Origin of the sequence: Cytobacillus sp. Bac17, from assembly GCF_024519925.1 — a bacterium.
Lineage (GTDB): Bacteria > Bacillota > Bacilli > Bacillales > Cytobacillaceae > Cytobacillus > Cytobacillus pseudoceanisediminis.
In genome coordinates this window covers 129,523-143,899 of sequence record NZ_JALJRC010000001.1, presented here as the reverse complement: position 1 = coordinate 143,899, position 14,377 = coordinate 129,523, and the positions used below count along the sequence as shown (strand labels likewise).

Genomic DNA, 14,377 nt, shown 5'->3' with positions numbered 1-14,377 from the left:
CTTAATGTTCTTTAAGCTTGTAACGTGACAAAAATAAATACATATAGATATATCAAGAATCTGTGCAGAGGGAGGAGAGTGAAATGTTGAAAAGGGCCAAAATGGTATTAGTGAGGAACGGCACTTGGCAACTATACTCGTGTGAGATGAAAAATCTTCAAGGCAGACTTTTTTCCTCCAAACATGATATACAGCCAAACAGAAAAAGTTTACAAAACGACCAGGATAATAAGATTTCCTTTAATAAGATAACAAATCAAAAGACTCTCAGCTTTTCAGTCCATAAGGAGAAATCTAATAACCCGCAGGATGCTCTCCTCCAAACAGAAATGATCATTGGTGAAATCAGGCATTATTTAAAGCATCTTCGCCTCGAGGAGGGAAAATGGAGAAAAGATAAAAAGAAAAAAGAATTAATGATCAAAGAATTTGTATTACAAAAAAAACAAATGAAAAAAGAAATATCCGATTATAAACATTTGGCTGCTATTCACGAAAAGAGAACACAGTTTTACAAGAACGCACTACAGCGAAAAAATGGAAACGGAAATAAAAAAGTGCGTCACCAGTTAAAGCATGAAGCAAGAAGCTTAGAACCAGGGGCTTCATACCCTGTAACTCAAAAAGGGGCAGATAAAAAGCAGAGCATTAAACTGATCGAAAGAAAGATTAACGAATTATCCGAGTTAAAGAAAAAGGATTATTTGATGATACAGAAGTTGGGCACCGATTACCAGATAATCCATGAAAATTGGGCAATAAAAGAGATTATTATGCCTATTCATCATGAAATGGACATGAATAACATAAAGAGAGGGAGTTGGTTAGAGTTGGCTTGGAATTGGCTTAATGGAGATAAACAAACTCAGTATTTGGAAAAAACAGCAGAATTACAAAGTACCATCAATGAGTTGAAAGCTACGGTTAGTTCATATGAAGAAGTTCTGGAGAAGCTTAGTAAGCAATTTGACCAGTATGAAAAAAATGAGGAACTTTATCTGCAGGAAATGGTTGACCTAAAGGAAAATCTGCAGGCCATAGCTGGCAGTGAAGATGAGTATCTATATGAAATCCAGCAGCTCAAAGAAGAGATTCAGGAATATAAGCAGAAAAATATTAGTCTTGAAAAAAAGATATCAGAATTGGATCGTTTGAAAGAAGAGCTGGATGCAAAATCCCAGCAGTTAAAAGAATATGAAAATATGAATAACCAACCTTCATTACCTCCGCAGAATATGCAGAAGAAGGAAAAATTATCGAAAAAGATGAAGCAGCAAAATGCAATTCCTCAACGCAGCCAAAGAACAGAAATGAGACAATTTGAACAAAAACAAAGCTCCGTTAGGAGGTCCAGGACCCCTAATGTAAATGGAATGCCAAGGAATATGAATAATCAGCCAAGACAATTGAATCCAAGTCAGCAGCGAGCTCAGAACAAACTGGATTTAATCCAGAAATTCTACCCTCAGGCTCGATCGCAGAGCAGCGTTTTTAATCCTTTTAAATATTAAAAATAAAAAACTAACGGGAGTGGTTGAAGTGGAAACACCGAAAAAATTTTATGAGAGTTTTAAAAAAGCAAGAAAATTCCCAGCTGGTAATAAAGCCAAGAAAGCATCAGGGCTTTTAAAAGGGAAAAATCAAGAATTAAAACAAACATCGAGCAATGGCAAGAAAAAAATCTATGTTTCGGGAACTGCGAGTGCCACTCAACCCAGACGCAGGAGCTGCTGCGGCCGTTAACCAAAAATTTGACTTTTACAACAAAAATGTTGTTTATATAAATCGTTCGGTTTTGAATGAAATAATTAATCATTGCAGAGAAGATCTTCCTTATGAAGCATGCGGGCTTCTTTCCGGTCAACATGGCCGAAACGAAATGATGTGGAAAATTAGGAGCACGGAAAAAAGTCCGACTTCTTTTGCAATGGATATGAAACAGGTCTCAGCTGCCCTATCTGGGATGAAAAAGCTCTCTCAAACAATGACAGGCATGTACCATTCACATCCCTCCGCAGCCCCATTGCCTTCAAGAGATGACATCAGGAACTTTCATGACCCTGCTGCAGCCTATTTTATTATTTCATTCGCAAATAGGAAGACAAGTGTAAAGTGTTTTAAGATAATTGACCATAAAGCTTTTCAAGTGAAATTTGAAGTTATAAGATAATATTATCCTTTCTAATTTAACAGGTGTGTTGTGTAGATCGTCATATAAGCCTCGGATACGGGAAATCCGAGGCTTTTTATGATTTAATATACATATAGGGAATACCGCTAAGAAAGGAACTTAAAATCTTGCCAGTAAAATCACTTTTGAAACTAGTTGTTTTTCTGCTCATACTATCTGCCATTGGCTTAATAGTTTATGAATATAGCAGATATTATATAGGCCCTCCTAATTTAGAGGACACTTCTCTCCCAACTGCTCTTCACCCTGCAGTTGCTGAAAAAAAGGATCAGCTGATCTCCCAGGCTGCCGACAAAGGCATTAACGTAGTCATCACCCAGGATTTCAGAAGCATAGAAGAACAGGATGCTTTATATGAAAAAGGCCGCACGGCTGAGGGGAGTATTGTTACTCATGCAAAAGGGGGAGAGTCCTACCATAATTTCGGACTGGCGATTGACTTTGCCCTTATGTCTGTAGACGGCCAGGTTATCTGGGATATGAATTATGACAGCAACGGCAACAGTAAAGCAGATTGGGATGAGGTCGTCGAAATCGCAAAAGAGCTTGGTTTTGAATGGGGCGGGGATTGGACGCAATTTAAGGACTATCCTCATCTCCAAATGGATTTTGGACTTACCATTTGGGAACTGCAAAGAGGGAAGAGACCGCCTGAAACGGAATGATAATAAAAGAAACTGCACTCAAGATGTGCAGTTTCTTATTTTTGTTATAGAACCATTTCCGACTGTACATAGTGATACAGCAGCTTAGCTGTATTTTCAATTGAATCCTCATGTGTACGCTCGAATGCATGGGAAGAATCAATCCCCGGTCCGATTAAGCCGTGGACAATGTCGTGTCCGGCACGTATGGCTGCCGAAGCATCAGATCCGTAAAAAGGATAGATATCAAGCTTGTACCCAATTCCATTATCCTTTGCAAGCTGAACCAGACGCTTTCTTAGTTCGTAGTGATAAGGGCCGCTTGCATCCTTCACACAGATGGAAACGGTATACTCATCAGTAGATTGCCCGTCTCCCATAGCACCCATATCCACAGCCAGATATTCTACTGTCTCCGGTGTGATATTGGAATTGCCGCCATAGCCGATTTCTTCATTATTTGAGATAAGAAAATGGGTTGTGTACGGCAGTTCAATGTTCTCGGACTTCAGCTGTTTAATCAGCTGAAGAAGGATGGCGACACTTGCCTTGTCGTCAAGATGGCGTGATTTAATGAATCCTGCCGGTGTCGTCTGCACACGCGGATCAAAGGAAACAAAGTCCCCAACTTCAATACCCAGTGCACGGACATCCTCAGCATTATGTACTTTTTCATCAATTCGGACTTCCATGTTCTCCTGGTTTCTTTCAGCTTTCCCGGCATCTTTGTATACATGAACTGAAGTCTGATGCATCAGAATGGTACCGGTGAATTTATTGCCTGATGATGTCTCGATTTCACAATATTCGCCTTCTATCGAGTTATATTTGAATCCGCCGATCAGGTCAATCTTCAGGCGTCCGCTTGGCTTAATTTCTTTCACAATCGCTCCCAGAGTATCAACATGGGCAGTCAGCATCCGGTGACGATTTTGGTCTTTACCGGGAAGGGAAGCAATTAGCCCTCCCTTGCGGTTGCGTTTTGTTTCAACAGTAAGCTCTTTCAAAAACTTTTCCACATATGTAATCACTTCATTGGTATTTCCGGATGGACTTGGAATAGAAACGATTTCTTTTAGCAAGTTAATGGTTTCTTTTGTATTTGGGTATGACATTTAGAAAATCTCCTCTCAAATTATTCACGCGCAATTCTTATTATACTGTTATTTCTTGGGATAAGCATGCCCTATAAATAAAAAAAACTGCCAGAACGGCAGTCTGTAACTTTATATTTCTTCTGAAAGCAAGCTTTTCCTCGTTCTTAAACGGTAAAACCTTCTAAAGTCTTTTACAAGTACCTTAACGACGGAATAGAACGGAATGGCAATGAGGATTCCGATAAAACCATAAATTGATCCTGCAGCCATTAGGATAATAATAACTGTAAGGGGATGGAGATTAAGCCTTTTGCCCATCACATGGGGGGAAACGAGATTACTTTCAAGCAGCTGAACAGCGATCAATACCAGTACTATTTTTAATACCATTCCGGTGCCTTGCAGTAATCCGATGAAAATGGCGGGTATGATGCCAAGTACCGGGCCAAGAAAGGGCACGACAGTAAGGAACATTGCAAAGAATGCTAAAATTAATGCATATTCCAAACCTATAATCTTATATCCGAAATACATTAACACACCATCTACGACTGCCACTATAAACTGGCCGGTAACATAGGAAAATAAGGTCTTATCAATATCTCCGAGAATTTTATTTCCTTCTTCCTCGTGTTTATCAGGAAGATATTTTAACAGAAAAGGCCGAAGCTTATGGTCATCCTTAAGGAAGTAGAAAAGGATAAACGGCACCACAACCATGACAGTCACAATGCTTGTAATGGTGGAGAAGACTTTCATCACGTTCTCGCCAGCGCCTGATAGGATGGTTTCTAAAAAGTTCAAGGCTTTGTTTTTGACTTGGTCATAAGAAAACATGCCCATATTGTTTTTTTCAACCACTTTCTCCGTTTCATCCGATAAATCCTCCATCTTTGCCGGCAGGTTTTCGCTTAGTTCAGTAACCTGGCTGCCAATCAAATTGCCGATTGCGTTAAATCCTAAATACCCTGCACCCAGCACAACGGCAAAAATGACGATAATACTGGCTGTTTTGGGTAAAGACCTGGAAACCAATCTTACCAGGGGCCTCAATATATAGTAAAGAATACCGGAGATCACTACCGGAAAGAAAATAGTGGCAACTAAAGCCCGAATTGGCCATAGGAAGTAATCAATCTTCCCAAGCAGGAAAATGATGATTAATACGAAAATAGTACCTGCTGCATATTTAAAAAATGGTTTATTGATCCACATTCATATACCCCAACCTTAATATATGTATTTACTATTCACCTTTCCTTTTTTCAAACATTGTTAAACACAGCCGTTTAAGAATCGATGTAAGAGGAATAGGTAAAACATTAAAAACGCAACAGGTGAGGGAGTCTAATTATGCTGTTTATAAAAAATGTAACCATTAAGGAAGCAATGCTGTTTTTATTGTTTGCAGGAGTAATATTGGCTGCCAAATGGACCGTTAACTTACTCGTGAAAAAGAGAAAGGGCAAGTCAGCACAAAACGACCGGATCATGCAGGGAATTTCTTCACTCGTGAACTGGGCAGCTTTTTATGGAATTATCATTCTATTCTTGTTTTATTTTTCGAGGGAGAAATGGCTTTTTTATACCTTGTTCACAGCTGGGGAGGTAGATGTGACGCTATATTTAATAATTGTAGCGTTTTTGACAGTCTCGCTTGCAAATCGGATCGTAAAAGTATTCACTAAATATGTATTAACATCTGTTTATGAATTCTATGGAGTTGATCGGGGGCTCGGCTATTCATTCAACAGAATGATCTATTATACCGTCATGATTGCAGCGCTCGCCATCAGCCTGACAACGGTTGGGCTTGATTTAACAGCGGCTGCTGCCATGCTGGGTGTTCTCGGCATTGGTATAGGATTCGGCATGCGCAATATTGCCGGTAACTTTATTTCAGGCATCATCATCCTCTTCGAACGGCCTATTGAAATTGGGGAAGTAATCGAGATCAATAATAAGATCGGTAAAATAGAAAGCATCCGTCTCAGATCCACTATCGTCCGCACTGCTAAAGAGGGAACCCTCATCGTCCCAAACCAATACTTCATCGAACAAATCATCAAGAACCGGACAGGCTCAGAAATGCTTGCCCAGGTCCTAATCAGCGTAGCGTACGGTACTGATACAGATAAAGTTGAAAAGCTTCTTAGAGAAGCAGTCGAGGTTGTAATGCCTAAAACAGAAGGGGTTTTAACGGCACCTGCACCTGATATCCGTTTTGTGGATTTCCGCAATAAGGCCATGGACTTTCTAATAGAAGTCCCTGTTGCAAACTTTGAAGCCAAACAGAAATTTGAAAGCCGGTTAAGACATGTAATTGCTGAGAAGTTTTATAAAAATGGGATCGAACTTGCCACAGCACAGCTGCTGTCAAACGAATGACGGGTTTTAGTTAAAAGGAGATAAAGCGAAAAACACCAGCCGCTCAGGGCTGGTGATTTCCAATGTGCACTCTATTTCCCTAACAAAGCTTTCACTCCAAGATAAAGAATGGCAAGACCAAAGATGATCATAGCCAGACTGCCGACAATGGTGAAAAAGCTGGCAATGCCTGAAGTAATAACTGCAGAAACAGGTACCATTGTCAATCCGTAGCCTGCAAGCATACAAGCAAGATATAATAATGCCAATTGATACATTATAGATCCCTCCCTTCCATACTAAGGTATGAAAAGGGCGGAATCTTGCTTGGTCTAATATCCCGAATCTTCCGAATAAGATAAAAAACAGTTCTTTAGAATTATCTATTGATTCTTATTTGTTTCCTGTACAGCAATGATTTTCAGGGCAGTTAATTCTTCCTCTGATAACCTTTCTGTTAAAAGGCTGTATAATTCATTCTGCTCTTCAGCGGTCAGTCCGCCTTTTACTTTTGAGACACTCTGCTGGATTTCCTTCAACGAAAAGCTTTCTGAAATCTTCTTCACAGCCTCTTCTTTTGTCTTGATCGGCAACGATGTCTTTTCAAGATTTACTGCTGTTAAATCCTCCGGGCTGCTTCCGAGCAGGGCCTCTACATTTGGATCAGCGGCAAGCATCTCCAGATCATCATTAGTGATGCTGCCGGCAACTTCTGTCATTACTTTATTTGATATCAGATCCATTGAAGCAAAATAGGTGAGGAATCCCAATAAAATAAAAGATCCTCCGGTAATTGTCCAAAAAATAATTTTTTTCAATTTTTATGGCCTGCCCAAACAACGAACAGATCCGCTCACTCTCCTCCCATTTTTTATCTCCTTAAATTGTAAAGGGTCATTTCCTTATTATGCAAATCTTTCTTATCAATAGAACGTATGTGCTATAATAGAGAAATAATAAACTAAGGAGCCGTTTCAATGGATAATAAGATAAAAATATCGGTTAGATCGTTAGTTGAATATGTTTATAAAAGCGGCAGCATTGAAACAGGCTTCCGTTCTGCAGTGCCGCTTTCAGAAGGAACAAGGATTCATCAAAGAATCCAAAAACTTTATGGGGAAGAAGACCAAAAAGAAGTGTATCTGCACACAGTCTTAACCTTCAATCACCTAGACTTTCAGCTTGAGGGCAGGTGTGACGGGCTTTTCATCAGAAATGAAGAACACATTATCGATGAAATTAAGTCTGTTTCCCTCCCGCTATCTGAAATAGATGAATTTGCATATCCAGTCCATTGGGCTCAGGCTAAATGCTATGCTTTCATGTATGCAAAAGATCATAATCTTCCAGACATGACAGTTCAATTAACCTATGTACAATCTAAAACAGATGAAGTGAAAAGATTTCAGCAAAGCTATTCTTTACGTGAACTTGAAGAATTTATACTTTACCTTCTGGAATCCTATTTTCCATACGCCGACTGGAAGATTCAGCATCAACAGGCATTAACAAAGAGCATACAAGAATTGGCTTTTCCTTTTCCTGCCTACCGAAATGGCCAGAGAAGATTTGCCGGGGCAGTATACAAAACCATTGCAGAGGGGAAAAACTTATTTGCCAACGCACCTACAGGCATCGGCAAAACAATTTCCACTCTTTTTCCAGCATTAAAAGCCATTGGGGAAGGCCATATTCAGAGGATCATTTATGCCACAGCCAAAACCATTACCCGTCAGGCTGCTGAAGGGGCCATAGCCATGATGGGGGATGATGGATTGAATCTTAAATCGGTCACAATCACAGCTAAAGACAAAATTTGCTTTAAGGAAGAAACCAATTGCCAAAAAGACAACTGTGAGTTTGCCAATGGATATTACGACCGGATCAACCAGGCCGTACTTGACCTCCTGAAGAATGAGAACATGATAAGCAGAACGGCAATTGAACAATATGCTAAGAAGCATAAAGTCTGCCCTTTTGAATTTTCATTGGATGCCGCATATGCCGCTGACGCCATTATTGGTGATTATAACTATATTTTCGATCCGAGGGTCTCACTTAAGCGATTACTGGAAGAGGAGAAAAAGAAAACGGCTCTATTGATCGATGAAGCTCATAACCTGGTGGACCGCGGAAGGGAAATGTATTCAAGTTCCCTGGAGAAATCAGCCTTTCTTCAGTTGAGCAGAAGCTTTAAGGGGAAGGATGAAGGGATTCAAAAAAGCGCAAAACAGGTTAATGGAATTTTTATTGCATTAAAAAAGAAATGTGGTGAAAATCAGGAAATCGCAGAAAAAAATCCCCCAGAAGAACTTTTTGAGATTCTTGAAGAATTTGTTCAATACTCCGAAAACTACCTGGGGCAAAACAGAAACAATACGGAAGAAGAATTGCTGGAAGTATTCTTTGCTGCCCAGAATTTCATCAGAATAGGAAAACTGTATGATGACAGGTTTGTAACGTATATTCAAAAGGAGAGGAATGACCTGATCATCAAGTTATTTTGCCTGGATCCTTCGAGTCTTCTGCACAAGGCCAGAAAAGGATATAAATCGGCTATCTTTTTTTCCGCTACCTTAATGCCTCTTAACTATTATCTGGACATGCTTGGCTTTCAAGAGGAAGATTTCATTGTATCCGTTCCTTCCCCTTTCTCCAAAGATCAGGCTAAGGTCTACATACAGCCGCTTTCCACCAGATATCGTGACCGGGAAGGATCTATCGAACCGATTGTCAGAACAATCAAGAGCATGCTAAAGGGACAGAAGGGGAATTACTTAATCTTCTTTCCATCCTATCAATATATGGAAATTGTTTATGGAAGGTTCCTCGATGAGGAAATGCCAGTACATGCAATTATTCAAAAGACAGGAATGGATGAAAGAGAAAGGGAGGAGTTTCTGGATGCATTTCAGCCAAATGCTTCTGGTACTCTGTTGGGGTTCGCCGTCATGGGCGGGATTTTTTCAGAAGGAATTGATTTGCAGGGAGATAGGCTGAATGGTGTATTTGTGGTTGGTGTGGGTCTTCCCCAGATCGGGTTTGAACGTGATATGATGAAAGCTTATTTCCAGCAGCAAGGGAAAAACGGCTATGATTATGCCTATACTTATCCTGGAATGAACAAAGTTCTTCAGGCAGGGGGCAGGCTTATTCGTTCTGAAAACGATACAGGGATGATTGTCTTAATGGATGACAGGTATTTACAGGCAAAGTATCAGACCCTGCTGCCTGATGAATGGAAGGATTCTATTTTGTTAAGAAGTTAAAACATCCTGCCCAGGAAGAGCAGGATGAGGGTAATCATTTGGTGATAAGCGGGCCTTTGGGCGCCTGCATTCTTTCAAGCGTTCTTTCGAAAACCGGGTAAAAGAATTGTACAACCAGACCAAGTGTTAATGTGACCACAATCGTGCCTACACCGATTGCACCTTTGAATAAGAATGCAAGGAGCAGGGCAAAGCTTTCGCTGATGATCCTTGAGTTTCTTAAATTCAATCCAAATCTAGTGTGAATGGCCACCATCAATGTATCCATCGGACTAGCGGGGAATTTGGCCTGCAGATAGATGGCCACTCCCATACCCATCGAAAGGATCCCAAAAAGCAAAATGAATGATTGACCTGCCAATGTTTGCGGGGTAAGGTCACCAAAAATAACGAGAAGCCAAAAGTCAATTAGTGCGCCAATAATCAAAATGGAAATGGCTGCAAGGACTTCAGGCTTTTTTTTCATTAAAAAAGCGTTTATAAAAATGAGAATGACTCCATTTATAAAAACAAAGGTGCCAACTGTTAAGTGAAACATTTGAGATTCACCAACAGCCAGGGCATCCCATGCAGAAGCTCCAAGGTTTGACCTGATAATTAGGGCTACACCCATTGTCAGGATAAGCATCCCAATAATAAAAAATAAGAAACGTTCTTTCATGAAGACTCTCCAATCATCTATGTTTAATTTTTAGCTTGCCCTTTTTAAGATCAATACTCCTGCAGCACAGAAATTATGAAGGGAAAATTCATTTTATCATCAGATTGCATGGGTTAACAGAAAATTATTATGAAAAGTTGTTGGATTTTGCAGGAAAAAGGCGAAAGATATTAAGATGATATCAGTTTTCTTTCATCTCAAACTGTGCTATATTATTTTACATTCCTTCATCATTTATTAATGCTGGCTTTACATATTTTTTACGTATAAAAACTTAGCCGCTGCTAAGTTTTTCGCATGTTTACAATTTAAGAGGTGAAACCACACTTATGGGAAAGTTATTAAAATCGCCAAGGAAATTGGCGAAAAACAGCCTTGCTGTGTTCTTTCTGACTGTTATCCTTTTTTGGCTAAAAACATATATAGCCTACCGCGTCGAATTTAATTTAGGGATCAATAATGACATACAGCGATTTCTGCTGTTTTTGAATCCATTAAGTTCTACATTGGTATTCCTTGGATTTGCTTTGTTTTTCAAAGGAAAATGGCAATCAGGCATGCTTATTGGCTTGAATTTATTTTTATCTTTCCTGCTTTATGCAAATGTCGTTTATTATAGATTCTTCAACGACTTTATTACTGTTCCCGTACTAATGCAGGCAAAAGTTAATGGGGGGCAGCTGGGAGATAGTGCTCTGTCTTTAATGTCTCCTTGGGATATTTTTTATTTTACAGATACGCTTCTGCTTCTTTTCCTGGCAGTCAGGAAATGGTACAAACCAGGAAAGAAAATGAGCCGAAAGCCCGCATTGGCTGTAATCGCTGCAGGCATCATTGTATTCTTCATCAATCTTGAGGTTGCAGAGAATGACCGGCCTGATTTGCTTACACGTTCCTTCGACCGCAATTATTTGGTGAAATACCTTGGAGCATACAATTTCACCGTATATGATATTGTGCAAAATGCGAAGTCTGCCAGTCAAAGGGCTCTTGCGGATAATAATGATGTGACTGAAGTGGAGAACTATGTGAAAGCCAAGTATGCACCTCCGAACCCTGAATACTTCGGAAAAGCTAAGGGCATGAACGTTATTTACGTATCTATGGAATCTCTTCAGACATTTATTATTGACTACAAGCTGAATGGAAAAGAAGTTACTCCATTCCTGAACTCACTTGCACACAGCGGCAAGACATTTTATTTTGATAATATTGTGAATCAAACCGGGCAGGGAAAGACTTCTGACGCAGAGTTTATCATGGATACATCGCTATATCCAATGTCACAGGGAGCGGTATATGTAACAAAAGCGCAAAATACCTTCCATGGCACACCTGCTATTTTAAAGTCTCAAGGCTATACTTCAGCAGCTTTCCATGGAAACTACAAGACATTCTGGAACCGTAACGAAATGTATAAAACCATGGGCTATGACAAGTTTTTTGATGCTGAGTATTACAATATGAGCGATGAAAATACTAAGAACTACGGGTTGAAGGATAAGCCGTTTTTCAAGGAATCCATGCCTATGCTGACCAGTCTTCCTCAGCCGTTTTATACAAAATTCATCACTCTTTCTAATCACTTCCCCTTTAAAATGGATGAGTGGGATACTGATTTCCCTTCTGGCAAAACGGATAATGATGTGGTGAACCACTATTTCCAGTCGGCGAATTATATGGACCAGGCACTCCAGCAGTTCTTTGATGATTTAAAGGAGTCCGGGCTGTATGATCATACAGTCGTTGTTCTGTATGGCGATCACTACGGAATTTCCGAAAACCACAATGAAGCTATGGCGGAAGTAATCGGAAAAGAGATTACACCATTTGAATATGCCAAGCTTCAAAGAGTGCCAGTATTCATCCATGTACCAGGAGTGGATGGCGGCATTGTCCATAATGTTGGCGGACAGGTGGATGTGCGCCCGACATTACTTCACCTGCTGGGCATTGATACAAAAAATCACCTGGAGATGGGATCAGATCTATTATCAGATAAGCACCGTGAAGTAGTCCCGTTCCGAAACGGCAACTTCATTTCCCCTGAATATACACAGATTGAAGAGACCTGTTATTTTACTGAAACCGGCGAAATAGCTGAAGCTAATGCCTGTAAGCCGTTTTCCGATCAGGCGAAAAAAGAGCTTGAAATGTCAGACAACATTGTTTACAAAGACCTGCTGCGCTTTTATAAACCGGAAGGATTTATTCCAGTCAACCGGAATGATTACTCATATGTAAAAAAAGAGGTGCCATTTAAAGAGGAAAGAAATGGGCCGGGTATACAGAAGTAAGATTTAGGAGCAGAGAGATAACTCTCTGCTCTTTTTTGCATCCCGCAAACTATGCAAGAAATATGCAGTTTACTAAAAGTAGGCACGGGTAGAGTATCTTTGTAAAGAGATAAAAGGAAGGATGATAGAATGTATAGCCAATCTTTTGAAGAATGCATTCAGGCTTGTTTAGAATGCATGAAAGCCTGTAATGTATGCTATGATGCATGCTTAGGAGAAGAGGATGTTAAAATGATGGCGGAATGTATCCGCCTGGATAGGGAGTGTGCTGATATCTGTGCCTATGCAGCTAAGGCGTTGCAGTCAAACAGCCCATTTGCCAAGCAAATTTGTATCCTATGCGCAGAAATTTGTGAAGCATGCGGAAATGAGTGCAAAAAACATGATCACGGCCATTGCAAGCGCTGTGCTGAAGCCTGCTTTAAGTGTGCGGAAGAATGCCGTAAAATGGCTTCTTAATTTAGTGACAAAACAGACATCCAGCAGGGTGTCTGTTTCAATCCTTTTTAGTTACAATCCCCGGTTATGAATAATTGTACATATTTTCCATTATTGAAGGGAAATTAAATTAGCCTTTTGTATGCCTGTTCCATAATTTCTGCACAATTTATTGCCATACTAACTTCATGAAGAAAAGGAGGAATAGATATGCTGACAAGTAAAAAATTTGCGATTTGGCTGGTTTCTCTAACTGCAGCGATAACATTAACTGCCTGCGGCGGAAATGATGGGAATGCCGGTCAGGAAGGCACCAGCACTGAAGAAAGCACAACGAATAATGAAAGCAGCGGCCACTCAGGAGACCATTCAAGCATGGACCATTCCGGCTCCGGGGAAGTTCCTGAAGGAATAAAGGAAGCTGAAAATCCAAAATATGAAGTTGGAAGCCAGGCCTTTATAACAGAAGGACATATGGAAGGGATGGAGGGAGCCGAAGCAACAATTACAGGCGCATATGATACTACTGTATATACGGTCTCTTATACACCAACCACTGGCGGTAAAAAAGTTGAAAATCATAAATGGGTAGTTCATGAAGAGATTGCTGATGCAGGAGAAGAGCCATTTAAAGAAGGCGCCGAGGTAAAAATAAATGCAAGTCACATGGAGGGGATGGACGGAGCAGCAGCTGTAATCGATTCTGTGCAGAAAACAACTGTCTATACAGTTGACTTTACTACAGCTGACGGTCAGGAAGTAAAAAACCACATGTGGGTAACAGAAAACGAGCTTTCTCCATCTGAATAATACTGTAAGTTAAGGAGCTTATCTGCCGAAGATAAGCTCCTTAACTTAATTTATATTTTTTTAATAAATAGTAAACCAAAAAGGAAAAAGCAGCAAAAAGGAAAATGGCCATCTGCAGCTCCATTTTTAATTTTAGTGCATGTGAAACCGCAAAGGCTTCAATAAACAAAGCAGGTATTTTTCCGATGGTGCTGGCAATGCCAAAGGGCAGAAGCCTCATCCTGCTGTATGCTGCTGCCAGTGTGACTGCACCTGATGGGACAAACGGCAATACCCTCAGCAAAACAACCATGAAATAGGCAGCCGGCCCTTCCGCATTTTGGAGCTTAGAAAATAATTTGTTATTCTTAAGCTGAGGAAAAGAGGAGGTAAGCGCAGTGATTCCTTTACGATAAAGAATAAAACTTATAATTGCTCCAGCTGCTTCTCCGATGATTAATAGGATTAGCCCCATTTTCAGATCAAAAGCAGCAACTGTGCCCGCAGTAATAAAGGCACTTGGGAGGAAACCCGTTATCGCGGCAGCAATGTTCATGGATATGCTAAAAAAAGCTGCCAATATCGGTTCATCTGAAAGCCATCCTATGATATCAGAAAACATCC

15 protein-coding genes are annotated in these 14,377 nt (G+C 40.2%); 9 read left to right on the top strand and 6 right to left on the bottom strand.

The features are described 5' to 3' along the window. The first annotated feature begins 329 nt into the window (after window positions 1-329). From NR125_RS00730 to NR125_RS00715, 4 genes are all read left to right on the top strand, one after another. A complete protein-coding gene (locus NR125_RS00730) occupies window positions 330-1,511 on the top strand; it encodes a hypothetical protein (RefSeq protein WP_256814635.1) in 1,182 nt (393 codons plus the stop codon). 28 nt (window positions 1,512-1,539) lie between these two features. Then, complete coding sequence (locus NR125_RS00725) at window positions 1,540-1,743, top strand: hypothetical protein (protein WP_009334794.1); 204 nt, start codon at window positions 1,540-1,542, stop codon at window positions 1,741-1,743. 52 nt (window positions 1,744-1,795) lie between these two features. Then, a complete protein-coding gene (locus NR125_RS00720) occupies window positions 1,796-2,170 on the top strand; it encodes a M67 family metallopeptidase (protein WP_157380242.1) in 375 nt (124 codons plus the stop codon). 128 nt (window positions 2,171-2,298) lie between these two features. Continuing rightward, entirely contained in the window at window positions 2,299-2,856 is a 558-nt protein-coding gene (locus NR125_RS00715; RefSeq protein WP_019382948.1) for a M15 family metallopeptidase, read from the top strand. A 44-nt stretch (window positions 2,857-2,900) separates the two neighbouring features. On the opposite strand, the gene NR125_RS00710 is transcribed toward NR125_RS00715, so the two are convergent. Then, window positions 2,901-3,950 carry a M42 family metallopeptidase gene (locus NR125_RS00710; RefSeq protein WP_071157809.1) on the bottom strand — a complete coding sequence of 350 codons (1,050 nt, stop codon included), beginning with the start codon at window positions 3,948-3,950 and terminating at the stop codon, window positions 2,901-2,903. Between the two features lie 111 nt (window positions 3,951-4,061). Continuing rightward, complete coding sequence (locus NR125_RS00705; protein WP_071157808.1) at window positions 4,062-5,147, bottom strand: AI-2E family transporter; 1,086 nt, start codon at window positions 5,145-5,147, stop codon at window positions 4,062-4,064. 138 nt (window positions 5,148-5,285) lie between these two features. On the opposite strand from NR125_RS00705, the gene NR125_RS00700 reads away from it, so the two are divergent. Next, complete coding sequence (locus tag NR125_RS00700) at window positions 5,286-6,320, top strand: mechanosensitive ion channel family protein (protein WP_192908548.1); 1,035 nt, start codon at window positions 5,286-5,288, stop codon at window positions 6,318-6,320. 71 nt (window positions 6,321-6,391) lie between these two features. On the opposite strand, the gene NR125_RS00695 is transcribed toward NR125_RS00700, so the two are convergent. Further along, on the bottom strand, window positions 6,392-6,577 hold the full coding sequence (locus NR125_RS00695; protein ID WP_009334788.1) for a hypothetical protein: 186 nt from the start codon (window positions 6,575-6,577) through the stop codon (window positions 6,392-6,394). Window positions 6,578-6,682: 105 nt separating this feature from the next. Then, the gene (locus NR125_RS00690) at window positions 6,683-7,117 is read right to left on the bottom strand and encodes a hypothetical protein (protein ID WP_009334787.1); all 435 of its coding nucleotides are present in this window, start codon (window positions 7,115-7,117) and stop codon (window positions 6,683-6,685) included. 159 nt (window positions 7,118-7,276) lie between these two features. On the opposite strand from NR125_RS00690, the gene NR125_RS00685 reads away from it, so the two are divergent. Next, window positions 7,277-9,568, top strand: a complete 2,292-nt coding sequence (locus NR125_RS00685) for an ATP-dependent DNA helicase (protein ID WP_019382951.1) — start codon at window positions 7,277-7,279, stop codon at window positions 9,566-9,568. Between the two features lie 34 nt (window positions 9,569-9,602). Here the strand turns inward: NR125_RS00685 and NR125_RS00680 are convergent, their stop codons facing one another. Continuing rightward, window positions 9,603-10,229: a YczE/YyaS/YitT family protein gene (locus NR125_RS00680; RefSeq protein WP_009334785.1), complete on the bottom strand. Its 627-nt coding sequence runs from the start codon at window positions 10,227-10,229 to the stop codon at window positions 9,603-9,605. 329 nt (window positions 10,230-10,558) lie between these two features. Here NR125_RS00680 and ltaS point away from each other — a divergent pair, with 329 nt between their 5' ends. The 3 genes from ltaS to NR125_RS00665 all read left to right on the top strand — a co-directional run bounded on the left by ltaS (window position 10,559) and on the right by NR125_RS00665 (window position 13,774). Then, a complete protein-coding gene (ltaS, locus tag NR125_RS00675; RefSeq protein WP_256814631.1) occupies window positions 10,559-12,526 on the top strand; it encodes a lipoteichoic acid synthase in 1,968 nt (655 codons plus the stop codon). A 129-nt stretch (window positions 12,527-12,655) separates the two neighbouring features. Further along, on the top strand, window positions 12,656-12,985 hold the full coding sequence (locus NR125_RS00670) for a four-helix bundle copper-binding protein (RefSeq protein WP_256814629.1): 330 nt from the start codon (window positions 12,656-12,658) through the stop codon (window positions 12,983-12,985). 189 nt (window positions 12,986-13,174) lie between these two features. Beyond that, on the top strand, window positions 13,175-13,774 hold the full coding sequence (locus tag NR125_RS00665; RefSeq protein WP_071157802.1) for a YdhK family protein: 600 nt from the start codon (window positions 13,175-13,177) through the stop codon (window positions 13,772-13,774). A 40-nt stretch (window positions 13,775-13,814) separates the two neighbouring features. Here the strand turns inward: NR125_RS00665 and NR125_RS00660 are convergent, their stop codons facing one another. After that, the gene (locus NR125_RS00660) at window positions 13,815-14,375 is read right to left on the bottom strand and encodes a TVP38/TMEM64 family protein (RefSeq protein WP_256814628.1); all 561 of its coding nucleotides are present in this window, start codon (window positions 14,373-14,375) and stop codon (window positions 13,815-13,817) included. Between the last annotated feature and the right edge of the window lie 2 nt (window positions 14,376-14,377).

Coding starts and splice junctions, on each gene's coding strand:
- NR125_RS00710 (WP_071157809.1), bottom strand. CDS start 3,950: ATGTCATACCCAAATACAAAAGAAACCATTAACTTGCTAAAAGAAATC.
- NR125_RS00665 (WP_071157802.1), top strand. CDS start 13,175: ATGCTGACAAGTAAAAAATTTGCGATTTGGCTGGTTTCTCTAACTGCA.
- NR125_RS00680 (WP_009334785.1), bottom strand. CDS start 10,229: ATGAAAGAACGTTTCTTATTTTTTATTATTGGGATGCTTATCCTGACA.
- NR125_RS00730 (WP_256814635.1), top strand. CDS start 330: ATGATCATTGGTGAAATCAGGCATTATTTAAAGCATCTTCGCCTCGAG.
- NR125_RS00660 (WP_256814628.1), bottom strand. CDS start 14,375: ATGTTTTCTGATATCATAGGATGGCTTTCAGATGAACCGATATTGGCA.
- NR125_RS00705 (WP_071157808.1), bottom strand. CDS start 5,147: ATGTGGATCAATAAACCATTTTTTAAATATGCAGCAGGTACTATTTTC.
- NR125_RS00700 (WP_192908548.1), top strand. CDS start 5,286: ATGCTGTTTATAAAAAATGTAACCATTAAGGAAGCAATGCTGTTTTTA.
- NR125_RS00685 (WP_019382951.1), top strand. CDS start 7,277: ATGGATAATAAGATAAAAATATCGGTTAGATCGTTAGTTGAATATGTT.
- NR125_RS00695 (WP_009334788.1), bottom strand. CDS start 6,577: ATGTATCAATTGGCATTATTATATCTTGCTTGTATGCTTGCAGGCTAC.
- ltaS (WP_256814631.1), top strand. CDS start 10,559: ATGGGAAAGTTATTAAAATCGCCAAGGAAATTGGCGAAAAACAGCCTT.
- NR125_RS00670 (WP_256814629.1), top strand. CDS start 12,656: ATGTATAGCCAATCTTTTGAAGAATGCATTCAGGCTTGTTTAGAATGC.